We start from the raw sequence: 23,495 nt of genomic DNA, 5'->3' as shown, positions 1-23,495 counted from the left end.
GAGCCCGCCTCGGTGGCGGGACCGAGGGCTCGACGGGACGGACCGCAGACCACCCGCCCCGGACCGGTCCGGGCGCTGGCGCGCCACCCGGCCGGCCGGTGATCCCCTGCGGCTCCAGCACGGGCGTGGGCTGTGCCGCTCGGGCGATCCGGCGAGCGATCCCACCCTGAGCAGGAGGTGATGACACCCCCTTGCCTACAAAGACGCGAATTCGCCGCAGAAAGGATGCTCTCCCGGCGGAGATCTCTTTTTGCCACATCTCGTACGCTGAACGTATGGACAAGGTGGTCAAGAGCGAAGCCGAATGGCAGGTGCAGCTGTCGCCCGAGGAGTTCCACGTCCTCCGGCAGGCGGGCACCGAGCGGCCGTTCACCGGGGAGTACGTCGACACCAGGACCGAGGGCGTCTACTCGTGCCGCGCGTGCGGAGCGGAGCTGTTCAGGTCGGACGCCAAGTTCGAGTCGCACTGCGGCTGGCCGAGCTTCTTCGAGCCGTCGAAGTCCGAGGCGGTCACGCTGGTCGAGGACCGCAGCCTCGGCATGGTGCGGACCGAGGTGCGCTGCGCCCGCTGCGACTCCCACCTGGGCCACGTCTTCCACGGCGAGGGCTACGCGACGCCGACCGACGACCGCTACTGCATCAACTCGATCTCCCTGCGCCTCGAACCCCGGGCGTGAGCCCGGCGGGCGCCGCGCGTGGCGGACGACCGCCCGGGGTAGGGACCGCCGGGTGAGACGGGTCCATCTCCGGCACCGGTGGGTGACGGTCGAGAGCATCGGCCGGGTCGTCACCCAGCGGTGCGAGCGGTGCTTCAGGAGCCGGGTGCGCGTGCGGTGACCACGGCCCTAGCCGGGGTCCGGATGCGTCACCCGGCAGGTCGTGTCGCCGGGGCCGAGGATGTTCGCCAGCACCGGCCTGCCGTTCTCGCCCGGCCTGGCCTGCACGAACACCACCGGCTCCTTCGTGCCCCGCTCGCCGAGGTAGGCCAGGCCGCGCTCGCACAGGGTGAGGGCGGCGGCCGAGTCGTCGGCCGACTCGGGCAGGTCGGTGTAGATGCGCAGATATCCGCCGACCGTGCGGATGTCCTTCACGTGCCTGGCGGCGGCGTCGCCGGAACCCCATCGGGCGCGGAAGTACTCGACCGCCTGGTGGTCGGTGTCCTTCGACGTCGCCGTGCCGGCACCCCCGTCGGCGAGACCCTCCGGCCCACCGCCCGCACCACCGTCCGGGCCGCCGTCCGTGCCGCCGTCCGGGCCGCCGTCCGTGCCGCTGTCCGGGCCGCTGTCCGCGCTGCCATCCGGGGCACTGCCCGCGCTGCCATCCGCACCACTGTCCGGGCCGCCGTCCGTGCCGCCGTCCGGGCGGCCTGCTGACGCGGCCTCCTGTCCGGAGCTCGCTGGACGGGGGCCTCCGGTGCCGTGGTCGCGTGCCGCCGCGGCAGGGCCGTCCGGCCGGGGGCGCTGCCCGCCGTCCGTGGCCGCGACCGTTCCGGACGGGGCGCCCGTCAGCGGGACTCCGGTGCCGAACAGCAGCGCGATCCCACCGGCCAGCGTCAGCGTGCCCGCCGACAGCCATCCGACCCAGGACCTGCCGGGCCTGGCGCGCCTGCGTCCACCGGCCGTCCCACCGCCGCCGCCGTCCCGGCGTCTCCCCCCGTCCGGGCGCCTGCCCCGCAGTCCCCGCCCGCCGTACGTGCCGCGCAGCCCCCGCCTCCCGTACGCGCCCCGCGGGCCGGGCCTGGTGTACGTGCCGCGGGCCCCGCGCCGGACGCGCGCGCCCGCAGTGCCATGCCGTCCGGTCCGCCCCGCCCCCCGCTCGGCACCGCGCCCCGCGCCGCTGCCCTCACCGGGGCCTTCACCGGGGCCTTCACCGGGGCCTTCACCATGGCCCTCACCGGGACCTGCCCCGCGCCCCGCACCGTGGCTCGCACCGGGACTCGCACGGAAGCTTGTGCCGGGACCCGGGCCGTGACGATCGCCGGCGTCGTCGTCGCCTTCGTCACCGGCGCGCCCGGATGGCGACGGGTTCGCCGTGAACGGGTCCGGCCGCTCGTACGGATGCCTGCGTTTCGCCGAACCACCGGCCATGCGACGCCCCCCGGACCGTGACGATCTGCCGTCCTCAGCCGATTGTGACCCCCGGAGCGGATCCGTGCAGGCGTATCCGCGAAGGCGCTAGGGCAGCGCGGCGAGCAGCTCCTGGACCGGCTTGCGGGCGCCGGTGTAGAAGGGGATCTCCAGCCGGGTGTGCCGGCGCGCCTGGGCGGCGCGCAGCTCGCGCATCAGGTCGACGATCCGGTGCAGCTCGTCGGCCTCGAACGCCAGCATCCACTCGTAGTCGTTGAGCGCGAAGCACGCCACGGTGTTGGCCCGCACGTCGGGGTAGCCGCGCGCCATCTGGCCGTGCTCGGCCAGCATCGCCCGCCGCTCCGCGTCGTCCAGGAGGTACCACTCCAGCGAGCGGACGAACGGGTAGACGCTCACGTACGCCCGGGGCTCCTCCTCGGCGAGGAACGCCGGGATGTGCGACTTGTTGAACTCGGCCGGGCGGTGCAGCGCCATCGCCGACCACACGGGCGCGCTGTGGCGGCCGAGCGTGGTGCGGCGGAAGCGGGAGTAGACGTCCTGGAGGTCCTCGGGCGTGGGCGCGTGCCACCAGAACATGTAGTCGGCGTCGGCGCGGAACCCGGCCACGTCGTACAGGCCGCGCGTCACCACGTCCTTCAGGGCCGCCTGCTCCAGCAGCTCGGTGACCTCCTCGCCCACCCGGTCGCGCTCCGCGGGCAGCGGCTCGGCCGCCTTGAAGACGGACCACATCGTGTAACGGATCACCTGGTTGAGATCGCGGGCCTTGGGCCGCGCGGCGCCTTCAGTCATGCTCACATTCTCCTCAACGCGACAGGTGGTCCAGAATCCGGGCCGCGGCCGTGCGGCCGGTGGCGACGCAGGCGGGGATGCCGAGCCCGTCGTAGGCGGCGCCGCACACGGCCAGCCCCGGGTGCGGGGCGACGGCGGCGCGCACCCGGGCGACCCGGTCAAGGTGGCCGACGTTGTACTGCGGCAGCGAGCCGCCCCACCGGGTGACGCGGGTGTCGATCGGCAGCCCGCGCACGCCCAGCACGCCGGCCAGCTCGGCGGTGGCGAGCGAGACCAGCTCGGCGTCGTCTCGCTGGAGCAGGTGCTCCTCGCCGATGCGGCCGATCGACAGGCGCACCACGACGGTGTCGCCGCCGAGGTGGGGCCACTTGACCGAGCTGAAGGTGGCCGCCTTGACCGGCCGGCCCTCCACGGGCGGCACCAGGTAGCCGCTGCCGGGTGGCGGCTCGGGGAAGGCGGTGGGGGCGTAGGCGAGCGTGACGATGGCCATGCTGGCGTAGTCGATCCTGGCCAGCTCGGACGAGGCGGCCGGCACCTCGGCCCGGAGCATCCGGGCGGCGGCCGGTCCGGGCACGGCGATGATGACGGCGTCGGCCTCGATGGTCTCGGGGTGCGGCACCGGGCCGGCCACGAGCCGCCATCCGCTCTCGGTCCGGTGCAGCTCGCGGACGGTGACGCCGGTGCGCACGTCGGCCTCCGACGCCTTGGCCACGGCCTCGGGCAGGCTGCCCATGCCGTAGCGGAGCGAGGTGAAGACCGGACCCGTGCCGCCGGCGGAGTCCTGGAGGATCTGCCTGGTCGCGCTGAGCAGCGACCGCTCGGAGCGGGCGGCGGCCGCCACCCGCGGCATCGTGGCCTCCAGCGACAGCCGGTCGGCGCGGCCCGCGTAGACGCCGCCGAGCAGCGGCTCGACGAGCCGGTCGAGGACCTCGCCGCCCATCCGGGCCCGGATGTAGGCGGCGACGGACACGTCGGTGCGCACGAGGGTGGCGGGCAGGATCTGGTCCATCGGCACCCGCAGCAGCCCGCCGGGTGACAATATGCCGGACCGGGCGAGCTCGGCCAGGTCGGCGGGCACGCCCATGACCTGCCCTTTCGGCATCGGCCGGAGCGTGCCGCGGCTGAGAACGGCGGCCCGCGTGGTGCCCGGCTCGACGAGCTCGTCACCGAGCCCGGCCGCTCTGGCCAGGTCGACGCCCTCGGGCCGCTTGGCCAGCATGGACTCCGCCCCGGCGTCGACCATGATCCCGCCGATCTCGGAGGCGTGCAGCTTGCCGCCGATGCGCGGACCGGCCTCGAGGACCGTCACCCTGGGGGGCGGTCCCTGCCCCTCGTGGGCGGCGTGGCGCAGGTGCCACGCCGCGGCCAGACCGGAGATGCCGCCCCCGACGACGACCACGTGCGCCTGATTGCCTTCCACGCTTCCAGACGCTACCGCCTCGGCGCCCCGCCCTCCCGTCCGGGGCGCGCGGGCGCGGCGGCCGTGTGACCGTACCGTGACGGGGATCTCCAAACCGGCCAGGAGCGGGGTCCGTCTTACGGACATGAGGAGATTCCAGTACGGCGTGGCGTTGTCGGCCGCGTGCGCGGGCCTGCTCCTGGCCGGTTGTGGCGGCGGCGTGACGGCGAGCCGCGACAGCGCGGCGCCCGCCTCGGCCGGCTCGGTCCAGGAGGAGGCGGGTCCCGGCGCCGTGCCGCAGGGCCGGTACGGGACGGCCGCCCCCTCGCGGGAGCCCGTCCTGCGGAAGGAGCCGCAGGGCCGGAGCGTCACGTCCGGTGTCGAGGTCGCCCGGAGCCAGGAGCGCCAGGTCATCTACGTGGCGAACCTGAGCGTGCGGGTCAAGGAGGTCGCGGCGGCGGCGGAGCGGGCCAAGCAGCTCGTCACCGCGGCCGGCGGGTACCTGGCGAAGGAGGAGTCCCACTCCGGCGGCCGGGGCGGCGGCGGCTCGGCCACGCTGGAGTTCAAGATCCCGCCCGCCCGCTACTCCGAGGTGCTGGCCGGCCTCGGCAGGGACCTCGGGGAGCGGATCTCGCTGACCCAGGGCACCGAGGACGTCACCCTGCGGGTGGCCGACGTGGAGAGCCGGCTCACGTCGGCCCGGCAGTCGCTCGAATCGCTGCGCGCGCTGATGCGGAAGGCCGACACGATCGGCGAGGTGCTGCAGGTGGAGCGGGAGATCTCCGCCCGGGAGTCCGACCTGGAGTCGCTGCAGGCCCAGCAGAAGGAGCTGGCGGGCCAGGTGGGCATGGCCACGCTGACGTTGCGGCTGGCCGGACCGTTCGCCGTCGTGGAGGAGCCCTCGAAGGAGCCGGTCGGGTTCCTCGGCGGGCTGGCGTCGGGGTGGGCGGCGCTGGTGATGTTCGGGAAGGTGGTGCTGACCGTGCTCGGCGTGGTGCTGCCGTGGCTGGTAGTCGTCGTGCCGCTCGTCGCCCTCCCCGTCGTCGCCGTACGGCGCTCGCGCAGGCGCAGGACACCTCCCGCGCCCCCTCCCGCGCCCGAGCCGCCCTCGACGCCCGCGCCTCAGGCTTCGTGAACGAGGTCGGTCAGGCGCTTGAGCTGGTCGGGGTCGGTGCCGGGCAGGACGCCGTGGCCGAGGTTGAACACGTGGCCCTCGGCGGCCTCGCCGCGGCGCAGCACCTCGCGGGCCTTGCGCTCGACGACCTCCCACGGGGCCATGAGGATGGCCGGGTCGAGGTTGCCCTGCAGCGCCTTGCCCGGCCCGACGCGGCGCGCGGCCTCGTCGAGCGGCACCCGCCAGTCGACGCCGACCACGTCGGCCCCGGCCTCGCCGAGCAGGCCGAGCAACTCGCCGGTGCCCACGCCGAAGTGGATGCGCGGGACGCCGAGGTCGGCCAGGCCGTCGAAGATGCGGCGCGTGTGCGGCAGCACGAACTCGCGGTAGTCGTCGGGGGCGACCGCGCCGACCCAGGAGTCGAAGAGCTGGATCGCCGAGGCGCCGGCCCGCACCTGGATGCGCAGGTGCTCCAGGACGATGCCGGCCAGGCGGTCCATGAGGTCGTGCCAGAGCCGCGGCTCGCCGTACATCATGGCCTTGGTGCGGTCGTGGTGGCGGGAGGGGCCGCCCTCGATGAGGTAGGAGCCGAGGGTGAACGGCGCGCCGGCGAAGCCGATCAGGGGCGTGCCGCCGAGCTCGCCGACGAGCGCCCGGATCGCCTCGGTGACGTAGGAGACGTCGTCGGGCTCGATGGGGCGCAGCGCGTCGAGGCCGGCGGCGTCGCGGACGGGCTGGGCGACGACCGGGCCGACGCCCGGCTTGATGTCGAGGTCGACGCCGATGGCCTTGAGCGGCACCACGATGTCGCTGAAGAAGATGGCCGCGTCGACGCCGTAGCGGCGGACGGGCTGCAGGGTGATCTCGACGGCCAGGTCGGGCGTCTCGCACGCCGTCAGCATGGGCACGCCCTCGCGCACCTTGAGGTATTCGGGCAGGGAGCGCCCGGCCTGCCGCATGAACCACACGGGCGGATGCGGGACGGGCTGCCGGCGGCAGGCGCGCAGGAACGTTGACTCGGCGAGATTCACCTTCCAAGGGTGCCACGGTCCGGCGGCGGTCCGGGCATCCGGTGGGCGGCGCTCCCCCGTCCTGACCCGCCCATCCGAAAAAACCTCCATAAGTGGGACCAAATCATGATCAGATAGCCGAATGGATGTTTACCCGCCGACCGGCCACGGACCGCACACTCGGGTCGAACACCTCCCATGGGGGCCCATACATCCGGTCCTGAGTGGCTCATTTCTTGGCCAAGAACCCGCGCGGCACCGATTCAGCAACCACTTTCGGGACACGCCGAGCGCGTTGCGCGGAATTGTCGCCCGAGCATGCCACCGTCGGAGCGACGATCCGACGAAAGGCCTCAGTGCGATGACCGCGTTGTGGAGTTCCCCAGAGCGCCGCATGGAGACCTGCGCGTCCTGCGCGGGTGAGCGGGCGTTCGAACAGCCACCGTGTCCCGACGGGCACGCGCCCGGGGAGTGCCCGGAGTGGGCCTGCGTCGCGTGCGGCCACGCCCTGCTGGTCCTGCCGCCGGTCCCGCCGCCCGCGCGCACCGCGCCCAGGTCCGCGCCGCAGATCCCGCGGCTGGCAGCGGCAGCGGCTTGAGCACGTACGATGAGCACCCCCGTGGTCCCCTTCCGTTCCCTCGCGACCTACTCTTCGGCTATGACCCACGGTGACCTGCCACCGGCCCCCGCGGCGTTCAGGCGCGCGGTCGCGAGCCTCCGGCCGGCCGAGGTCAGACCGGAGATCGAGCTCGAGGACCTGCCCGCCCCGCAGCGGCTGGCCCCGCACTCCGCCGCCATCGGCGCGTCCGTCTACCGCGACGACGACGAGCTGGCCGTCGGGCGGCTGATCCTGCTCTACGACCCCGACGGCCAGCGCGGCTGGGAGGGCCCGTTCCGGCTGGTGGCCTACGTCCGGGCCGACATGGAGCCGGAGATCACCTCCGACCCGCTGCTCGGCCCGGTCGCGTGGAGCTGGCTCACCGACGCCCTCGACGCCCACCACGCCGACTACTCCGCCGCCGGCGGTACCGTGACAAGAGCTGTGTCCGAGGGGTTCGGCAACAAGGCCGACGATCCGGTCACCACCGAGCTCGAGCTGCGGGCGTCCTGGTCCCCGACCCAGGAGGACCTCTCCGGCCACGTCGCCGCCTGGTGCGACCTCATGTGCGTGGCGGCGGGGCTGCCGCCGCTCCCGCCCGACGTGGCCGCCCTGCCCCGTAGACGCGATGATCCGGAGAGTGACCGAACGAAGTGAGGGCACCAGTCAACACCACATCCACGTCATGAGAGCGGTGGACTCATGACAGAAGAACGCACCATCGTCCCGCTGCTGGAGCCGCGCGAGGGCATCCCTCCCGTCATCGCCGACGAGGCCGCCCTGGCCCGGGTGGTCGAGGCGTTCTCCCGCGGCGACGGACCGGTGGCGGTCGACGCCGAGCGCGCCTCCGGCTACCGCTACGGCAACCGCGCCTACCTGGTGCAGCTGCGCCGCGAGGGCGCCGGCACGGCACTGATCGACCCGATCGCCTGCCCCGACCTGTCGGGGCTCGACGCGGCGCTGGCCGGGACGGAGATCGTGCTGCACGCCGCCTCGCAGGACCTGCCCTGCCTGTTCGAGGTGGGCTTCAGGCCGCGGGCGCTCTTCGACACCGAGCTGGCCGGCCGGCTGCTCGGCTACGAGCGGGTGGGCCTCGGCACGATGGTCGAGACGGTGCTGGGGCTGCGGCTGGAGAAGGGCCATTCGGCCGCCGACTGGTCCACCCGGCCGCTGCCCGAGGACTGGCTGCGCTACGCGGCCCTCGACGTCGAGGTGCTGGTCGAGCTGCGCGACGCCCTGCACGAGGAGCTGACCGTCAGCGGCAAGCTGGAGTGGGCGCGCGAGGAGTTCGCCGCCGCGCTGCGCATGCCGCCGGCCGCGCCCCGCTCCGACCCGTGGCGGCGCACGTCCGGCATCCACAAGGTGCGCAACGTGCGGGCGCTGGCCATCGTCCGCGAGCTGTGGACGATGCGCGACCGCATCGCCCGCGAGCACGACCTGGCGCCGGGCCGGGTGCTGCCCGACTCGGCGATCGTGGCGGCCGCCCTCGACGTGCCGCGCACCCGTAAGGCGCTCACCGAGATCTCCGCGTTCACGGGGCGCAGCGCGCGCCGGCACATGAGCGAGTGGCTGAGCGCCGTCAGCCGGGCCCGGGCCCTGCCCGACGGGCAGTTGCCGCAGCCGAGCACGCCGGGCGACGGCCCGCCGCCGGCCAACCGGTGGCCCGACCGCGACCCGGTCGCGGCCAAGCGGCTGGCGGCGGCCCGCGCGGTGGTGGCGGCGCTCGCCGAGGAGCACCACATGCCGGCGGAGAACCTCCTGCAGCCCGACGTCGTGCGCCGGCTCACCTGGGAGCCGCCCGAGGAGATCACGGACGAGTCCGTGACCGAACGCCTGCGCGGCCTGGGCGCCCGCGCGTGGCAGGTCTCCCTCACCGCGCACCCCCTCGCCACGGCCCTGTCCCGGCTGGCAGGCTGAGACCCGCTCCACGCCCTGCCCGGCTCCGGGCAGGGCGGGCACTTGACGTCCTCGTACGGGCGGCCTTACGGTTCGGGAAAGCGCTTTCCATGGAAGGGAACCTCATGAGCGTGCGGTCCATCGGCGTCGTGATGAACGGCGTCACCGGCAGGATGGGTTATCGCCAGCACCTGGTCCGGTCGGTCCTGGCCATCAACGAGCAGGGCGGCGTCACGCTCTCGGACGGCAGCCGGGTCACGCTGCGGCCGGTCCTGGTCGGCCGCAACGCCGCCAAGCTCGCCGACCTCGCCGCCCGGCACGGCATCGCCGACCACACCACCGACCTCGAAGCGGCCCTCGCCGACGACGACAACCTCGTCTACTTCGACGCCCAGGTCACCTCGGCGCGGGTCAAGGCCGTGCTGAAGGCCATCGAGGCGGGCAAGCACGTCTACACCGAGAAGCCGACGGCCGAGTCGGTCGAGGAGGCCGTCGCGCTGGCCGAGGCCGCCACGGCCAAGGGCGTCAAGAACGGCGTGGTGCAGGACAAGCTGTTCCTGCCGGGGCTGCTCAAGCTCAAGCGGCTGATCGACGGCGGCTTCTTCGGCCGGATCCTGTCGGTGCGCGGCGAGTTCGGTTACTGGGTGTTCGAGGGCGACTGGCAGCAGGCGCAGCGCCCGTCCTGGAACTACCGCGCCGAGGACGGCGGCGGCATCGTGCTCGACATGTTCCCGCACTGGCACTACGTCATGGAGAACCTCTTCGGCCGGGTGCGCTCGGTCTACGCCCAGGCCGTCACGCACGTCCCCGAGCGGGTGGACGAGCAGGGCCGCGCCTACCCCGCCACGGCCGACGACGCCGCGTACGGGGTGTTCGAGCTGGAGGGCGGCGTGATCGCGCAGATCAACTCGTCCTGGACGGTGCGCGTCAACCGCGACGAGCTGGTGGAGTTCCAGGTGGACGGCACCGAGGGCAGCGCCGTCGCCGGCCTGCGCAACTGCCGGGTCCAGCACCGCGCCACCACCCCCAAGCCGGTCTGGAACCCCGACCTGCCCGTCACCGCCCGCTTCCGCGACGGCTGGCAGGAGGTGCCCGACAACGCCGAGTTCGACAACGGCTTCAAGATCCAGTGGGAGCTGTTCGTCCGGCACGTGCTGGAGGACGCGCCGTTCCCCTACGACTTCGCCGCGGGCGCCCGGGGCGTGCAGCTCGCCGAGCTGGGCATGCGCTCGTCCGCCGAGGGCCGCAGGATCGAGGTGCCGCAGCTGTGAGGATCGACCTGCCCGGCGGGACGTACACGCTGCGCGAACGGGTGAGCTGGCCGGTGCCCGACGGCCCGGCCGCGAGCCGGATCGTGTACGCGGCGGCGCACGTGGTGGCCGACCCGCTCGGCGACAACACGCCCGGCTCCCCCGCCGCCGTCGACTGGGACGCCACGCTGCGCTTCCGCCGCCACCTGTGGTCGTACGGGCTGCGCGTCGCCGACGCCATGGACACCGCCCAGCGCAACATGGGCCTCGACTGGGCGGCGACGAAGGAGCTCATCCGGCGCAGCGCCGCCGAGGCGCGCGACTACGGCGACCCGGCCACGCTCGTCGCCTGCGGCGCCGGCACCGACCACGCGCCCGGCGCCGCCGACCTCGACGCCGTCACCGCCGCGTACGCCGAGCAGATCGAGACCGTGCAGGCGGCCGGCGCCGGCGTGATCGTCATGGCGTCGCGCCAGCTCGCGCGGGTCGCGACCGGCCCGAAGGACTACCACCAGGTGTACGGCAAGCTGCTCGGGCTGGCCGAGCGGCCCGTGGTGCTGCACTGGCTGGGCGAGATGTTCGACCCGCAGCTCGCCGGTTACTGGGGTTCGTCCGACGTGGCGGCCGCGACCGAGTCGTTCCTGGAGCTGATCCACGCCCACGCCTCCATGGTCGACGGCGTGAAGGTGTCGCTGCTGGACGAGCAGCACGAGATCGGGCTGCGCGCGGCGCTGCCCGAGGGGGTGCGGCTCTACACCGGCGACGACTTCAACTACCCGTCGCTGATCAGGACCGGCTCCCACGCGCTGCTCGGCATCTTCGACGCGATCGCTCCGGCCGCCGCGGCGGCCCTGCAGGTGCTCGACGCGGCCGAGGCCGCCTGCGACGCCGCCGGGCGCGACCGGCTGCTCGCCCACTACGACGAGATCCTCGCGCCGACCGTCCCGCTGTCGCGCAAGATCTTCGAGACGCCGACCTACCACTACAAGACCGGCATCGTCTTCCTGGCCTGGCTGAACGGCCACCAGGACGCGTTCTCGATGGTCAACGGCGCCCAGTCGGCCCGCTCGCTGACGCACCTGGCCGAGGTGTTCCGCCTGGCCGACCAGGCGGGGCTGCTGGCCGACCCCGAGCTGGCCGTCCACCGGATGCGGGCCCTGCTGGCGGTGAACGGCCTGTGAGCCTGTCACTCAACCAGTGGACCACCCGGCGCTGGTCGGTGGCCGAGGCCGTCGACGGCTGCGTCCGGCACGGGTTGGAGGCCATCGGCCTGTGGCGGCAGGACGTCGCCGAGCAGGGGCTGGCCGGGACCGTCAAGCTGGTGCGCGCCGCCGGGCTGCGGGTGTCGTCACTGTGCCGGGGCGGCTTCCTCACCGCGGGCGGGCTGCCCGGCGAGGAGGGCCGCCGGGCGTTCGCCGAGGCGCTCGACGACAACCGCCGCGCCGTGGACGAGGCGGCCGAGCTGGGCGCGGCCTGCCTGGTCATGGTGGTGGGCGGGCTGCCGGGCGTGCGCCCCGGCGAGCCGCTCGGCGAGCGCTCCGGTCAGGCGCCGGGCGAGGGCCCGGCCGGGCCGTCCCCGTTCTCGCGGGACCTCGCCGGCGCCCGCGAACGGGTCGCCGAGGGGCTGGCCGAGCTCGCCCCGTACGCCGGGGAGCGGGGTGTGAGGCTGGCGCTGGAGCCGTTGCACCCGATGTACTGCCCCGACCGGGCCGTCATCTCGACCCTCGGCCAGGCGCTCGACCTGAGCCTGCCGTTCCCTCCGCAACAGGTGGGCGTGGTGGTCGACACCTTCCATGTGTGGTGGGACCCCCAGCTGTTCGAGCAGATCGCCCGGGCGGGCGACCGGATCGCCTCCTACCAGGTGTGCGACTACCTGCACCCGCTCCCGGCCGACGTGCTGCTGGGGCGCGGCATGATGGGCGACGGGGTGATCGACTTCCGGCCGATCACCCGGGCGGTCCAGGAGGCCGGCTACACCGGGGACGTGGAGGTGGAGATCTTCAACGCCGACGTGTGGGCGGCCGACCCGGACGAGGTCCTCGCCACGATGAAGGCCCGCTACGCCGGCGTGGTCCTCCCGGCCTGACCGGGACCGCCGCGGAAGGTCCGGCGGCGAGAAGCCGATCGAGGGACGCGCCGCCGGTCTCGCCCGGCTCAGCGGGTCACGGCGGTCTCCCGCTCCACCCACGACAGCTTCTCGGGATTGCGCACGTAGTAGGCGCCGGTGACGTAGCCGTTCTCCACGCGCACCGCCACCACTCCGTCGATCTCCCCGTCGACTCGTACGAGCAGCCCAGGACCACCGTTGATCTGAACCAGCTCGACCGACCTTTTCCCGCCACGCTTCCACCAACCGGTGGCCAGCAGACGGGCCACCTTGTCGACCCCCACAACGGGCCGCAGCAGGGCATGCCTGACTCCGCCGCCGTCGCTCAGGTAGACGACGTCCGGTGCGAGGACGTCGAGCAGGCTCTGCAACTCGCCGGTCTCCACCGCTCGCTGGAAGGCCTCGAGCACGGCTCGGGTCTCGGCCGGGGACGTGATGCCACGGGGCCGGCGGGCGGCCACGTGCGCCCGCGCCCGGTAGGCGAGCTGGCGTACCGCGGCCGGGCTCTTGTCGACGGCGTCGGCGATCTCGTCGTAGTCCAGCGAGAACACCTCGCGCAGCACGAACACCGCCCGCTCGACCGGCTGGAGCGTCTCCAGCACCAGCAGCATCGCCATCGAGACGCTCTCGGCGAGCTCCACGTCCTCGGCCACGTCCGGCGTGGTCAGCAACGGCTCGGGCAGCCACGGCCCGACGTAGGACTCCTTACGCCGGCCGAGCGCGCGCAGCCGGTCCAGCGCCTGCCGGGTGACGATCCGCACCAGGTAGGCACGCTGCTCCCGCACGGTGGCGTGATCGACGTCCACCCAACGCAGCCAGGTCTCCTGCAGGACGTCCTCGGCGTCGGCGGCCGATCCGAGCATCTCGTAGGCGACGGTGAACAGCAGGTTGCGGTAGCCGACGAACGCCTGGGTGGCGGACTCCACCGAGTCCACCGAGTCCACCGAGTCGACGCGACCGACCCGATCGGGCGACCCGGCCCGGTCCGTCGCTGGTTCGCTGCCTTCGTTCATGCCTGCTTCCCGCCTACTCGGTCTCAACGCTGCCACACGCACATGACGCCGGTCCCCGCCGCTCCGTAACACCCACGCCACGTGGTCTATGTCACATGGCCGCGCTGTTACGGGGATCGGGGCGCCGACGTCTCGTGGTCGTCAGAACGCATCACCAGTTGAGAAGGAGACCCCCACCATGTCCACACCCGCGACGACCGACACGGCGACCGAGCAGGAGAACCCGCGGTCGCGCATGCCCAACCCCCTCTCCTTCGTCCCCGAGATGGCGGTGGTCGCCGAGGGCCTGCACAAGGTCATGAGCAGCGGCTTGATTCCGCAGGTCACCATCCACCTGCTGCAGCTTCGCGCGGGGCAGCTCCTCGGCAGCACGTACTTCACCATCCGGGAGACCAGGAACCTCCGCCAGGCCGGGGAATCGGAGGAGCGCATCACCGCCGTGGCCACCTGGCGGGACGCCACCTACTTCACCGAGCCCGAACGGGTCGCGCTGGAGCTCGTGGAGGCCGTCCTGACCCCGAACCCGTCCGGTGAACGCGTCCCCGACGAGCTGTACGCCAGGGCGTCGGAGCACTACGACGACAAGGCGCTCTGGCACCTCATCATGGCGATCGCCCACATCGGCTTCTTCACCCCCGCCGCCCTCATCGCCAAGCCGATCCCCGGCATGCCCCCCGGCCAGAACTACAGCCACTGAGAAAGGCGTACAGCATGAGCACCACCAAGTTCGCGGTGGCGGGAGCGACCGGGCGGCTGGGACGCCACGTCGTCGACGTCCTGGCCGAGCGGGGGCACCCGGCCGTACCGATGTCCCGAGCCACCGGCGTGGACGTCATCACCGGTGAGGGCCTCGCCGACGCCCTCACCGGAGTGGATGTCATCATCGACGTCGCCTCGTGGCACTCCTCCGAGCAGGACGCGGCGACGGAGTTCTTCCGCACGTCGGCCCGCAATCTGCACGAGTACGGGCAGCAGGCCGGGGTCGCCCGGATCGCCGTGGCGTCCATCATCGGCGCCGACCGGGCCACCGCCGGGTTCCTCGCCGCCAAGAAGGTGCACGAGGACGTCCTCCTGTCCGGCCCGCTCCCCGTCCGCATCCTGCGGGCCGCGCAGTTCCACGAGTTCGTCGGCCAGCTCCTGGACTGGCAGCCCGGCGACGTCGCCTACGTCCCGGCCCTGCCCAGCCAGCTCGTGGCCTGCCGCGCCGTGGCCGAGGAACTGGTCGACCTGGCTCTCGGCGCCGACGCTCCCGGAACGCCGATCCCCGAGATCGCCGGCCCCCGCAGGGAGACCCTGGCGGAGGCGGCCGCGCTCCTGGGCGCCCGCCGAGGCGTCAAGGTCGTCGGCGTCGACGGGTCCGGCATACCGGACGCCGAGCTCGCCGCCGACGGCGCCTTCCTGCCCGGCCCGCACGCCAGGCTCGCCGGACCCACCTTCCAGGAGTGGCTCGACACCCAGCCCTGAGCCGGTCGTACGGCACGGCCCTGCCCTTGTTCCCGGAGCTTCCCGAGCATCACGGAGCTTCGAGAACAAGGGCCGCGCCCGGATTCGTCACCGCATCCTCAGAAAGGGGCTCACCCATGCCCGTCACCACGATCGACACAGCGACCGCACTCGTGCTCATCGATCTGCAGAACCTCGTCGTCGGCCTCCCCACCACCCCCCGCACCGGCGCCGAGGTGGTGGCCCGTGCGGTCGAACTGGCTGACGCCTTCCGCCACCACGGTGCTCCGGTGGTCCTGGTCCGGCTCACGGCCGGCGCGGACGGATCAGACGCCGCGCCAGGGCGCACCGAGATCACGCGCCCGCCCGGCCCCCTCCCCGCGGGCTGGGACCTCGTCGTCGACGACCTGGCCGGCCATCCCGATGACATCACCGTGACCAAGCGCACCTGGAGCGCCTTCCACGGCACCGACCTCGACCTGCGGCTGCGCCGCCGCGGCGTCACACAGCTGGTGCTGGCCGGGATCGCCACCAGCATCGGCGTGGAGTCCACCGCCCGCGCCGCCTACGACCACGGCTACAACGTCACGCTCGTGACGGACGCCATGGCGGATCGGGACGCGGAGGCGCATCGCCACAGCGTGGAACGGATCTTCCCGCTCCTCGGCGAGAGCGGCTCCACCGCCGAGATCATCGGTTTGCTGGCAAAGACACCATCCCCTCGAGAGGACAGATGATGACCGAAGCGCCGGAACTGCCGCTGCACATGCGACGGAACGGGCTCAGCCCGGTCGAGGAACTGGCCCGGGCTCGCGACAGCGAGGGCGTGGTGCAGGTGAAGACGCCGTTCGGCGTGCCCGCGTACGTGGTCTGCCGCTACGAGGACGTCCGCCAGGTGCTGGCGGACCCGGCCCGGTTCAGCAGCGCCCTGACACCGTTCCCTGGAGCAGAGCAGCTGGACGCCGACGAGCTGGCCACGATGCAGGCCGGGCAGCTGATCGGGTTCGACCCGCCCGAGCACACGCGGTTGCGCCGGATGCTCACCCCCGAGTTCACGGTACGGCGGATGCGCAGGCTCGAGCCGCGCATCACCGAGATCGTCCGGACGGCTCTGGACGATCTGGAGCGGGCCGGCAAGCCGGCCGATCTGGTGGAGCACTTCGCGCTGCCGGTGCCGTCGCTGGTGATCTGCGAGCTGCTGGGCGTCCCGCAGGCCGACCGCGCCGAGTTCCACGAGCGTTCCGTGCGCCTGCTGGACACGTCCTTGCCGTTGGAGCAGCGCGTCGCGGCGCAACGGGAGGATCGCGCCTACATGGCCGGGCTGGTGGCCCGCGCGCAGGCGGAGCCGGGCGAGGACATGCTCGGCATGCTGGTGCGCGAGCACGGCCACGATCTCAGCACCGACGAGCTGATCGGCATCGCGGGACTGCTGCTGCTGGCCGGGCACGAGACGACCTCGAACATGCTCGGCCTCGGCACCCTGGCCCTGCTCCGGCACCCGGAGCAGGCGGCGATGATCCGCGACGATCCGGCGCTGGTCGAGCCCGCCGTCGAGGAACTGCTGCGCTGGCTGTCCGTCGTGCAGGTGCTGCCGCCGCGCACGACCACGACGGATGTGGAGGTCGGCGGGCATGCCATCCCGGCGGGCTCGCTCGTGTTCTGCTCGTTTCCGGCCGCCAACCGCGACCCCGCCTTCGTCGACGATCCCGAGACGCTCGACATCACCCGGGGAGCCGCCGGTCACGTCGCCTTCGGCCATGGTGTGCACCACTGCCTCGGGGCGCCGCTGGCGCGGATGGAGATGCGCATCGCCTTCCCGGCACTGCTGCGGCGCTTCCCCGGCCTCGCCCTGGCCGATCCGGCCGAGCCGGTGGACTTCCGCGTCTTCAGCCTCGTGTACGGCGTGCGCACGTTGCGGGTGACGTGGTGAGCCGGCAGCCCCGGGAGCCGGAAGCTCACGGCACCCGACCATCGAGGAGTGATCCCGTGTCGACGCGGACCAGGCCGTCCTCCCCCGCTCATGGCGGGCGGCCCGCGCGCCCCCGGTTCTTCGCCCTGATGAAGGCGAGCACCGCGTTCCTGTCCGCCACGCTGCTGGTACAGGGCATCACCGCCGGACAGCTCCTGTCCGACGGGGGCAGCCGCGAACTGCACCATGCCACCGGCCCCGTCGTCACGGTCGCGATGGTGCTGCAGATCGTCGCCGCGTTCCTGGTGTGGCGGGCGGGCCGGGGATCGGCGCGCCACCTGGCCGTCAGCGCGATCCTCCTCGTGCTGATCAGCGTCCAGTTCGTGCTCGGAGGGAGCGGCGACCTCGCCGTCCACGTCCCTCTGGGCATGGCGCTGTTCGGCGCGAGCGCCGTCATGGTGGCCCAGGTGTGGTCGCCCCGCCCCGGCCGCACCGCCGGCTGAACGTCCGCCGTCACCTCCACGCCGTCCCGCGCGCGGTGCTTGAATGTCCGGATGGAGATCTTGATTCTGGGCGGGACGGCGTGGGTGGGGCGGGAGGCGTCACGGCAGGCGCTCTCGCGCGGCCATCGGGTGACGTGCCTCGCTCGCGGCGAGAGCGGAGCGGTCGCGGAGGGGGCCACTCTCGTGGCCGCCGACCGGCGTGACCCCGCCGCGTACGCGCCGCTGCGCGGCCGCCAGTGGGATGCGGTCATCGAGGTGTCCTGGCAGCCCGGCTTCGTGCGGGCGGCGCTCGACGCGCTGGGCGACCGGGCCCGCCACTGGACCTATGTCTCCTCCGTCAGCGCCTACGCCTCCCATGCCGCGCCGGACGCCGACGAGTCCGCGCCGCTCCTCGCCCCGACCGACCGCGGCGAGGTCGATCGCACGGTGTACGGCGAGGCGAAGGTGGCCTGCGAGCAGGCGACGACGGCGGTCGTCGGTGACCGCCTGCTCGTCGCCCGGGCCGGGCTCATCGGCGGCCCGGGCGATCACAGCGGGCGTTCGGGTTACTGGGCGGCCCGTGCGGCGCGCGACCCGCTGGGGCCGATGCTGGTCCCCGACGCGCCGTCCCTGCCGACGCAGGCCGTCGACGTGCGCGACCTCATCGCCTGGCTGCTCGACGCCGCGGAGTCGGGGATCACCGGCGCCTACGACGCCGTCGGCCCGGTCGTGCCGTTCGGGGAGTGGGTCGAGCTGTCGCGCGCCGCCGGCGGTCACACGGGCCCCGTGGTCACCGCCGACCCGGCGTGGCTGCTGGCCAACGGCGTGGCCGAGTACATGGGGCCCGAGTCGCTGCCGATGTGGCTGGCCGACCCGGGCTGGACGGGGTTCTCGGCCCGCAGCGGGTCGGCGGCGCGCGCCGCGGGGCTCCGCCACCGGTCCCGGGCCGACCTGCTGGCCGACACGCTTCGCTGGGAGCGCGAGCAGGGCCTCGACCGGCCGAGACGCGCCGGCCTCAGCGCCGGGCGCGAGCGCGAGCTCCTCGCCGCCCTCGGCTGACGCCGGCGGCTTCGGGACCGCAGGAGAGCCGGGCGGCGTCAGCGACTCAGCACCTCGGCGAGCCAGTCGTAGACCAGCGTGGAGGTCAGTGCGATGTTGCTGATCCCGCAGTGGCTGTCGGCGCCGAGTTCGGTGGTCAGCCGCTCGAAGCTCTTGAGGGGGACGTCGAGCTGCTCATGGAACAGGCGGGCCTGGCGGTGCGCGACGTCGTTCTCGCCGTCGGAGGACAGGGTGAGGGTGGGGCAGGAGATCCGGGTCAGCAGCCCGTCGAGGGTGAAGGACCGGGACATGTCCAGGAGGTAGTCGGCGAAGGTCTCGGCCCCGGTGGTCCAGAGCATGTAGTTGTCCATGGTGGCCTGCAGCGCCCAGTCGGCGGCGCCGACCTGCTCGTAGAGGCCGTTCCAGAACTCGGCGGGGGCGTCGGCGGGCGGCGGGGTGGGCAGCGCCGAGGCCAGGGCGTCGACGATCAGGGCGTGGAAGTCGGTGATCGGGGCGTTGGCGACCAGGGCGGCGACGCGCCGGTCATGGGCGGCGGCGCGCGGGGCGAGGTAGCCGCCGAAGCTCAGCCCGTACAGCGCGACGCGATCGGCCCGGACGTCGGGCCGGGTGGTCACGTAGTCCAGCACGGAGCCGAACGGGACCTCCGCGTCGGCGCGGAAGACCTGGCCGGGGTGGTGATGCAGCAGGCCGCGCTGGCCCGGCCCGTGAAACAGCAGCACGTTGAGTCCGCGGGCCAGCGCATGGGGCACACCGGCCAGGAAGTACAGCTCCTCGCCGTGGCCGTCGCCGCCACCGGAGACGACGACGGTCGGGCGTGGCCTGCCGGAGTCGTCGGCGGCGAAGAAGTGGCCCGGCAGGTCGATGCCGTCCCGGTAGGGGATGGCGACGCGTTCGGCCGGCGTGTCGAGCAGCGGCAGCGCGCGGTCGAAATGGGAGACGCTCTCGTCGTAGAGAGCGGTGAACTCCTCGGCCCGGGCGCGGTCGAAGTAGAACTCGGCGGTCCGCAGGTAGTTGTAGGCGCGGTGCAGGAACACCCGCGCGGTCGCTTCACGGCCGGCGGCGAGGGCGTCGCCGGCCATCCGGGCCGCGGTGCGGCCCTGCTCGGTCCACGCCTGGATGAAGGCCTCGCGGCCGCCTCCCTCGCGGGCGATCCTCCGCGCGACGTACACGACCTCGCCCGCCGATGCGGCATCCTGGTCGGCGTAGGCGAGGGTACGCAGGTAGGCGAAATCCAGCATCTCGCTGTCGGCGAATCCGAGCCGGTTGATCGTCATGACGGCGCTGGTGGCCATGGTTTCCCCTTCGTCGATCGGGCGCTTGCGCACCCAGCTTCGGCCGCTGATCGCGGACCCACCACCGGCAGGAAGGCACGGATGTGGCGGAAGGCAACACGCGGCGGCAGATGTCGCATCAACCGGGCGGGCTGCAGGCGGCGCGCACCCGGAGGCTCATCCGCCAGGCGCTGATCGAGCTCGTGGAGGCGAAGGGGTTCGCCGAGACCACGGTCGGCGACATCGCCCGGAGCGCGATGATCAACCGGGCCACGTTCTACCGCTACTACCAGGACAAGTACGCGCTGGTCGAGGAGATCGTCGAGGAGGTCATCGGCGAGTTGCCGGCCGGACTCGGCCCGGGCGGCCACGTCCCGGTGCCTGAGCGGCTCGCCGGCTGGGAGCAGCTGTTCGAGCATGTCGGCCGGCATCATCGGCTGTACGCGGCGCTGCTCGGGCGGCGCGGGGACCCATGGTTCATCGCCCGGCTGCGGGAGCGCTGCGTAGACCTGGCCCGTGATCGGCTGCGCGCCGTCCGGGACCGCGACGCTCCCGGCACGGGACAGGGCGGGACAGCTGAGGACCTTGTGCTCGTGCTCGCGGCCAACCTGATCCTCGGAGCCATCACCTGGTGGCTGGAACACGACCGGCCGCTACCCGCGCGACGGATGGCCGAGACGATCGTCCAGTTCGCCGCCCAAGGCTACTTCGGCGCCCTGAGCATCGACGTGCTGCCGCCGGCGGCGGCCACCCGCGCCTCTCCCGGTACGGAAAGCCGCGAACCTTCGGCCGCTCCCGCTCATCGAACAAGGGACACATCACCTGCCACGAATGCGGGGGCACCATGAATCACCGAACGAGCCGGCCGATGCCGGTGGTGGCGGCGCTGGCGGCCGGCACCCTGCTGGCGGCCGCGGCACCCGCCGCGGCCGCTGCGGCGCCCACCACGATCGCCGCCACGACCGCCGCCACGACCGCCGCCACGACCTTCGCCACGACCTCGGTCGTCGCCGCGCCGAAGGGCGCCTTCGGCCCGTACGGCTACGGCGGCGTCCGGCTGGGCATGACGGCCAAGCAGGCCAAGGCCACCGGGAAGATCGTGCTGAAGTCGCGTGGCCACTGCTCCGGCTGGGACTACAAGGCCCACCGCAACCCGCGCGACGAGATCGGCCTCTACATCTCGGCCCGGCGCGGCGTGGCCGTCATCTTCGCGCCGAAGGACGTCCGGACGCCCCGGGGCATCGGCACCGGCGCCACGCTGCGCCAGGTCAAGAAGGCCTACCCCGGCGTCAAGGAGGAGGTGAGCGGCTGGTACGCCACCGCGCCCGGCAACCCGAAGGCGTACTACTACTTCGGCGTCAACCGGCGCGGCAAGGTGGAGGCGCTGGCCCTGGGGCTGAAGAACCAGGACTGCGTGAGCTGACCGGCGGCTTCCCGGCCGGCCGCCGGCATGCCCCCGGCGACCGAGGTGCGCGTCGGCTCTTGGCGGCCAGGTCGGAGCGGGGGCGAAGCGGGCCCGGGCGGGGGCGAAGCGGGCCCGGGCGGGCTTGCCGAGGTGGTCGTGAGGCGGTCGGCGGCATCCGGCACAGGCAGGGTCGAGGGTCAGGCGTCGGGCGGTGACAGGTCGCGGGTGAGGGCGTCGAGGGCGGCGAGCCGGGCCGCCGGGTCGAGGCGGGCGGCCGCGGCGACGAGGATCAGCTCGGTGACGGCGATCTCGTGGGTGAGGGGCGCGATGGGTCCGGCGGCCTCGCGGGGCAGCCGGATCAGCACCTCGGCCTGTCCGGCCAGCGGCGACTCCCAGGCGTCCGTGACGAGGACCAGCCGGGCGCCGCGGGCGCGGGCCGCGTGGACGAACCTGGCCGTCGCGGCGGAGTAGCGGCGGAAGTCGTAGGCGACGACGACGTCCGGCGGCCCCAGGTCGAGCAGGACACGGGCACGGGCGGCGGGCTGGTCGGGGACGCGGTGCGCGCCGGGGCGCAGTCCCGCGAGCTGGCGGACGAGGTAGTCGGCGGCCAGCTCGCTGAGCGGCCCGCCGAGGGCCCAGACCGTGCCGGCCTCGGCCAGCCGGGCGGCGACGGCGTCGAGCAGCGGCCCGGTCACGGCGGCGAGCGTGCCCGCCAGGCCGGAGCGGAGGTCCTCGGCCGCGTCGTGGAGGCCGGGCGGCCGGGTGACGAACTCGCTCAGCCGCGACCGGTCGTGCTCGCGGGCATCGGCCCGTACGGCGGCCTGGAAGTCGGCGAAACCGGCGAACCCGAGCCGGCCGACCAGGCGCGAGGCGGTGGGCGGGCTGACGCCGGCCCGCTCGGCGAGGGTGCGCAGCGAGCCGAGCGCCGCGAACGGGTAGTCGTCGAGAAGCACCCGGGCGATGGCCCGCTCGCCTGGCGGCAGCCCGGGATACATCTCCCCCAGCCGGGTCACGAGGGCGTCGGCATCCATACTGACGAATGTTACATGAACTCGGCATTGGCTCAATCAGCGAAACAAATGTTATGGTCCGGCGCATGACCACCTGGCATGGACTGATCGACAGCCGCTACCGGCGCTGGCTCCCCGTCACCGACGCCACCCCGTCCGTCTCCCTGCACGAGGGCGCCACACCGCTGCTGCGCTCCGCCCACCTGTCCACGCTGACCGGCTGCGACGTGTGGCTCAAGGTGGAGGGCGCCAACCCCACCGGGTCGTTCAAGGACCGAGGGATGACCGTGGCCGTGAGCCGGGCCGCCGAGTCCGGCGCCGAGCTCGTGCTGTGCGCCTCGACGGGGAACACCAGCGCCTCGGCGGCCGCCTACGCGGCCCGCGCCGGCCTCGCGGCGGCCGTGCTGGTGCCCAGGGGCGCCGTCGCCCTCGGCAAGCTGGGCCAGGCCGTCCGCTACGGCGCCCGGGTCGTGGAGATCGCCGGCACGTTCGACGACTGCCTGCGCGCGGCCCGCGAGCTGGCGGCGCACCACCCCGTCGCGCTGGTCAACTCGGTGCGCAACGAGCTGCGGCTGGCGGGGCAGCGGACGGTGGCGTACGAGATCGTGGACGCGCTCGGCGACGCGCCCGACGTGCACTGCCTGCCCGTGGGCAACGGCGGGAACATCACCGCGACCTGGCAGGGCTACCGCGCCTACGCCGCCGAGGGCCTGGCCGGCGGGGTGCCGCGCATGTGGGGGTTCCAGGCGGCGGGCGCGGCGCCGCTCGTGCGCGGCGCGCCCGTCGCCGACCCCGCGACGGAGGCCACCGCCATCCGTGTCGGCCACCCGGCGACCTGGGACGGCGCGGTCGGCGCCCGTGACGAGTCCGGGGGGCTCATCGCCGCCGTGACAGACGAACAGATCTTCGCGGCGTACCGGGCGGTGGCCCGCCACGACGGCGTCTTCGCCGAACCGGCCTCGGCTGCGGGCATCGCGGGGCTGCTCGACCGGCACCGCCGCGGGCTTCTCCCCTCCGGGCTGCGCGTCGTGATCACTCTCAGCGGGAACGGCCTCAAGGACGCCGACGCCGCGCTGCGCGGCGGGTACGCGCCGGTGGAGACGACGGCCGCCACCGCGGACGTGGCCCGCGCCCTGCGCCTGGCGGCCTGAGCTCACCGCACGGCCCTGGCCGGCCGACGCGACCGACACGGGACCAGCGCCGCCGATGCGGGCCTGCGCGACCGACGCGGGCCTGCACGGCTGACACGAGCCCGCCGACGCGGGCCTGCGCGGCCGACACGGGACCAGCGCCGCCGATGCGGGCCCGCGCGACCGACACGAGCCCGCCCGCCGACACGAGCCCGCCCGCCGACACGGACCTGCGCGGCCGACACCGGACCAGCGCCGCCGATGCGGGCCTGCGCGACCGGCGCGGGCCTGCGCGACTGACACGAGCCCGCCCGCCGACGCGGCCCTGCGCGGCTGACACGAGCCTGCCCCGCCGACGCGGGGCGGCAGCGGGGCGGGCCGCCCGGCCTGTGGAGGTGGGCCGGGCGGCCCGCGGTGCCCGGCGGGCGTGGAGGGGGGTGCGCCGGGCGGTCCTGGTGCGTTCCGCTGCGGTCCCAGCATGCGGACCGGGCGTACAGGAAACGTCCAGAAATTCCGCGCGGGC

Annotated in this window: 23 protein-coding genes; 16 read left to right on the top strand and 7 right to left on the bottom strand. The window is 73.8% G+C overall.

The window, feature by feature from the left end:
• The first annotated feature begins 275 nt into the window (after positions 1 to 275).
• Positions 276 to 677 (top strand): peptide-methionine (R)-S-oxide reductase MsrB, encoded by a 402-nt coding sequence (msrB, locus tag CXR44_RS08260; protein WP_101784327.1) that lies wholly within the window; start codon positions 276 to 278, stop codon positions 675 to 677.
• A 168-nt stretch (positions 678 to 845) separates the two neighbouring features.
• Here msrB and CXR44_RS08255 read toward each other — a convergent pair whose 3' ends face one another.
• The 3 genes from CXR44_RS08255 to hemG all read right to left on the bottom strand — a co-directional run bounded on the left by CXR44_RS08255 (position 846) and on the right by hemG (position 4,296).
• On the bottom strand, positions 846 to 1,091 hold the full coding sequence (locus CXR44_RS08255; RefSeq protein ID WP_101784326.1) for a hypothetical protein: 246 nt from the start codon (positions 1,089 to 1,091) through the stop codon (positions 846 to 848).
• A gap of 1,083 nt (positions 1,092 to 2,174) precedes the next feature.
• Positions 2,175 to 2,876, bottom strand: a complete 702-nt coding sequence (gene hemQ, locus CXR44_RS08250; protein WP_101784325.1) for a hydrogen peroxide-dependent heme synthase — start codon at positions 2,874 to 2,876, stop codon at positions 2,175 to 2,177.
• 13 nt (positions 2,877 to 2,889) lie between these two features.
• Positions 2,890 to 4,296 (bottom strand): protoporphyrinogen oxidase, encoded by a 1,407-nt coding sequence (gene hemG / locus CXR44_RS08245; RefSeq protein WP_245898964.1) that lies wholly within the window; start codon positions 4,294 to 4,296, stop codon positions 2,890 to 2,892.
• Positions 4,297 to 4,420: 124 nt separating this feature from the next.
• Between hemG and CXR44_RS08240 the strand changes: the two genes are divergently transcribed.
• Complete coding sequence (locus tag CXR44_RS08240) at positions 4,421 to 5,410, top strand: DUF4349 domain-containing protein (RefSeq protein WP_101784323.1); 990 nt, start codon at positions 4,421 to 4,423, stop codon at positions 5,408 to 5,410.
• On the opposite strand, the gene hemE is transcribed toward CXR44_RS08240, so the two are convergent.
• On the bottom strand, positions 5,398 to 6,420 hold the full coding sequence (gene hemE, locus CXR44_RS08235) for a uroporphyrinogen decarboxylase (protein ID WP_245898962.1): 1,023 nt from the start codon (positions 6,418 to 6,420) through the stop codon (positions 5,398 to 5,400). The genes CXR44_RS08240 and hemE overlap by 13 nt on opposite strands.
• 637 nt (positions 6,421 to 7,057) lie before the next feature.
• Here hemE and CXR44_RS08225 point away from each other — a divergent pair.
• The 5 genes from CXR44_RS08225 (at position 7,058) to CXR44_RS08205 (ending at position 12,229) form a co-directional block, all read left to right on the top strand.
• A complete protein-coding gene (locus tag CXR44_RS08225) occupies positions 7,058 to 7,654 on the top strand; it encodes a DUF3000 domain-containing protein (protein ID WP_101784320.1) in 597 nt (198 codons plus the stop codon).
• A gap of 45 nt (positions 7,655 to 7,699) precedes the next feature.
• On the top strand, positions 7,700 to 8,914 hold the full coding sequence (locus CXR44_RS08220; RefSeq protein WP_101784319.1) for a ribonuclease D: 1,215 nt from the start codon (positions 7,700 to 7,702) through the stop codon (positions 8,912 to 8,914).
• A gap of 104 nt (positions 8,915 to 9,018) precedes the next feature.
• Entirely contained in the window at positions 9,019 to 10,164 is a 1,146-nt protein-coding gene (locus CXR44_RS08215) for a Gfo/Idh/MocA family protein (protein WP_101785292.1), read from the top strand.
• Entirely contained in the window at positions 10,161 to 11,324 is a 1,164-nt protein-coding gene (locus CXR44_RS08210) for a dihydrodipicolinate synthase family protein (RefSeq protein WP_101784318.1), read from the top strand. Before CXR44_RS08215 ends, CXR44_RS08210 begins: the two co-directional genes overlap by 4 nt.
• On the top strand, positions 11,321 to 12,229 hold the full coding sequence (locus tag CXR44_RS08205; protein WP_101784317.1) for a sugar phosphate isomerase/epimerase family protein: 909 nt from the start codon (positions 11,321 to 11,323) through the stop codon (positions 12,227 to 12,229). The genes CXR44_RS08210 and CXR44_RS08205 overlap by 4 nt, the downstream gene beginning before the upstream one ends.
• Before the next feature lie 68 nt (positions 12,230 to 12,297).
• Here CXR44_RS08205 and CXR44_RS08200 read toward each other — a convergent pair whose 3' ends face one another.
• Positions 12,298 to 13,263 (bottom strand): RNA polymerase sigma-70 factor, encoded by a 966-nt coding sequence (locus CXR44_RS08200; protein ID WP_101784316.1) that lies wholly within the window; start codon positions 13,261 to 13,263, stop codon positions 12,298 to 12,300.
• A gap of 178 nt (positions 13,264 to 13,441) precedes the next feature.
• On the opposite strand from CXR44_RS08200, the gene CXR44_RS08195 reads away from it, so the two are divergent.
• The 6 genes from CXR44_RS08195 to CXR44_RS08170 all read left to right on the top strand — a co-directional run bounded on the left by CXR44_RS08195 (position 13,442) and on the right by CXR44_RS08170 (position 18,156).
• On the top strand, positions 13,442 to 13,960 hold the full coding sequence (locus tag CXR44_RS08195) for a carboxymuconolactone decarboxylase family protein (protein WP_180903250.1): 519 nt from the start codon (positions 13,442 to 13,444) through the stop codon (positions 13,958 to 13,960).
• A 14-nt stretch (positions 13,961 to 13,974) separates the two neighbouring features.
• Positions 13,975 to 14,727: an SDR family oxidoreductase gene (locus tag CXR44_RS08190; protein WP_101784315.1), complete on the top strand. Its 753-nt coding sequence runs from the start codon at positions 13,975 to 13,977 to the stop codon at positions 14,725 to 14,727.
• A 116-nt stretch (positions 14,728 to 14,843) separates the two neighbouring features.
• On the top strand, positions 14,844 to 15,443 hold the full coding sequence (locus tag CXR44_RS08185; protein ID WP_101784314.1) for an isochorismatase family protein: 600 nt from the start codon (positions 14,844 to 14,846) through the stop codon (positions 15,441 to 15,443).
• The gene (locus tag CXR44_RS08180; protein ID WP_245898960.1) at positions 15,440 to 16,636 is read left to right on the top strand and encodes a cytochrome P450; all 1,197 of its coding nucleotides are present in this window, start codon (positions 15,440 to 15,442) and stop codon (positions 16,634 to 16,636) included. Before CXR44_RS08185 ends, CXR44_RS08180 begins: the two co-directional genes overlap by 4 nt.
• A gap of 56 nt (positions 16,637 to 16,692) precedes the next feature.
• Entirely contained in the window at positions 16,693 to 17,118 is a 426-nt protein-coding gene (locus CXR44_RS08175) for a TspO/MBR family protein (protein WP_101784312.1), read from the top strand.
• 51 nt (positions 17,119 to 17,169) lie between these two features.
• Positions 17,170 to 18,156, top strand: a complete 987-nt coding sequence (locus CXR44_RS08170) for an NAD-dependent epimerase/dehydratase family protein (protein WP_101784311.1) — start codon at positions 17,170 to 17,172, stop codon at positions 18,154 to 18,156.
• 38 nt (positions 18,157 to 18,194) lie between these two features.
• Here CXR44_RS08170 and CXR44_RS38840 read toward each other — a convergent pair whose 3' ends face one another.
• The gene (locus CXR44_RS38840; protein ID WP_144069902.1) at positions 18,195 to 19,448 is read right to left on the bottom strand and encodes an alpha/beta hydrolase; all 1,254 of its coding nucleotides are present in this window, start codon (positions 19,446 to 19,448) and stop codon (positions 18,195 to 18,197) included.
• Between the two features lie 110 nt (positions 19,449 to 19,558).
• On the opposite strand from CXR44_RS38840, the gene CXR44_RS08160 reads away from it, so the two are divergent.
• Both CXR44_RS08160 and CXR44_RS39320 read left to right on the top strand, forming a co-directional pair.
• Entirely contained in the window at positions 19,559 to 20,275 is a 717-nt protein-coding gene (locus CXR44_RS08160; protein ID WP_144069901.1) for a TetR/AcrR family transcriptional regulator, read from the top strand.
• Between the two features lie 20 nt (positions 20,276 to 20,295).
• Positions 20,296 to 20,850 carry a hypothetical protein gene (locus CXR44_RS39320; RefSeq protein ID WP_180903248.1) on the top strand — a complete coding sequence of 185 codons (555 nt, stop codon included), beginning with the start codon at positions 20,296 to 20,298 and terminating at the stop codon, positions 20,848 to 20,850.
• 179 nt (positions 20,851 to 21,029) lie between these two features.
• Here CXR44_RS39320 and CXR44_RS08150 read toward each other — a convergent pair whose 3' ends face one another.
• Positions 21,030 to 21,863 carry a MurR/RpiR family transcriptional regulator gene (locus tag CXR44_RS08150; protein WP_101784309.1) on the bottom strand — a complete coding sequence of 278 codons (834 nt, stop codon included), beginning with the start codon at positions 21,861 to 21,863 and terminating at the stop codon, positions 21,030 to 21,032.
• Between the two features lie 65 nt (positions 21,864 to 21,928).
• Here CXR44_RS08150 and thrC point away from each other — a divergent pair, with 65 nt between their 5' ends.
• Positions 21,929 to 22,993 carry a threonine synthase gene (gene thrC / locus CXR44_RS08145; protein ID WP_219601711.1) on the top strand — a complete coding sequence of 355 codons (1,065 nt, stop codon included), beginning with the start codon at positions 21,929 to 21,931 and terminating at the stop codon, positions 22,991 to 22,993.
• Positions 22,994 to 23,495: the final 502 nt, after the last annotated feature.

The organism is Nonomuraea indica, from assembly GCF_002850745.1.
GTDB classification, from domain to species: Bacteria; Actinomycetota; Actinomycetes; order Streptosporangiales; family Streptosporangiaceae; genus Nonomuraea; species Nonomuraea indica.
This window is presented reverse-complemented; position numbering and strand designations above follow the sequence as displayed.

Excerpts from the sequence above, each read along its gene's own strand:
- CXR44_RS08160 (WP_144069901.1), top strand. The coding sequence starts at position 19,559 with ATGTCGCATCAACCGGGCGGGCTGCAGGCGGCGCGCACCCGGAGGCTC.
- CXR44_RS08190 (WP_101784315.1), top strand. The coding sequence starts at position 13,975 with ATGAGCACCACCAAGTTCGCGGTGGCGGGAGCGACCGGGCGGCTGGGA.
- CXR44_RS08170 (WP_101784311.1), top strand. The coding sequence starts at position 17,170 with ATGGAGATCTTGATTCTGGGCGGGACGGCGTGGGTGGGGCGGGAGGCG.
- CXR44_RS38840 (WP_144069902.1), bottom strand. The coding sequence starts at position 19,448 with ATGGCCACCAGCGCCGTCATGACGATCAACCGGCTCGGATTCGCCGAC.
- CXR44_RS08220 (WP_101784319.1), top strand. The coding sequence starts at position 7,700 with ATGACAGAAGAACGCACCATCGTCCCGCTGCTGGAGCCGCGCGAGGGC.
- CXR44_RS08185 (WP_101784314.1), top strand. The coding sequence starts at position 14,844 with ATGCCCGTCACCACGATCGACACAGCGACCGCACTCGTGCTCATCGAT.
- thrC (WP_219601711.1), top strand. The coding sequence starts at position 21,929 with ATGACCACCTGGCATGGACTGATCGACAGCCGCTACCGGCGCTGGCTC.
- CXR44_RS08240 (WP_101784323.1), top strand. The coding sequence starts at position 4,421 with ATGAGGAGATTCCAGTACGGCGTGGCGTTGTCGGCCGCGTGCGCGGGC.
- CXR44_RS08195 (WP_180903250.1), top strand. The coding sequence starts at position 13,442 with ATGTCCACACCCGCGACGACCGACACGGCGACCGAGCAGGAGAACCCG.
- CXR44_RS08180 (WP_245898960.1), top strand. The coding sequence starts at position 15,440 with ATGATGACCGAAGCGCCGGAACTGCCGCTGCACATGCGACGGAACGGG.
- msrB (WP_101784327.1), top strand. The coding sequence starts at position 276 with ATGGACAAGGTGGTCAAGAGCGAAGCCGAATGGCAGGTGCAGCTGTCG.
- CXR44_RS08200 (WP_101784316.1), bottom strand. The coding sequence starts at position 13,263 with ATGAACGAAGGCAGCGAACCAGCGACGGACCGGGCCGGGTCGCCCGAT.
- hemQ (WP_101784325.1), bottom strand. The coding sequence starts at position 2,876 with ATGACTGAAGGCGCCGCGCGGCCCAAGGCCCGCGATCTCAACCAGGTG.
- CXR44_RS08150 (WP_101784309.1), bottom strand. The coding sequence starts at position 21,863 with ATGGATGCCGACGCCCTCGTGACCCGGCTGGGGGAGATGTATCCCGGG.
- CXR44_RS39320 (WP_180903248.1), top strand. The coding sequence starts at position 20,296 with ATGCCGGTGGTGGCGGCGCTGGCGGCCGGCACCCTGCTGGCGGCCGCG.
- CXR44_RS08215 (WP_101785292.1), top strand. The coding sequence starts at position 9,019 with ATGAGCGTGCGGTCCATCGGCGTCGTGATGAACGGCGTCACCGGCAGG.
- CXR44_RS08225 (WP_101784320.1), top strand. The coding sequence starts at position 7,058 with ATGACCCACGGTGACCTGCCACCGGCCCCCGCGGCGTTCAGGCGCGCG.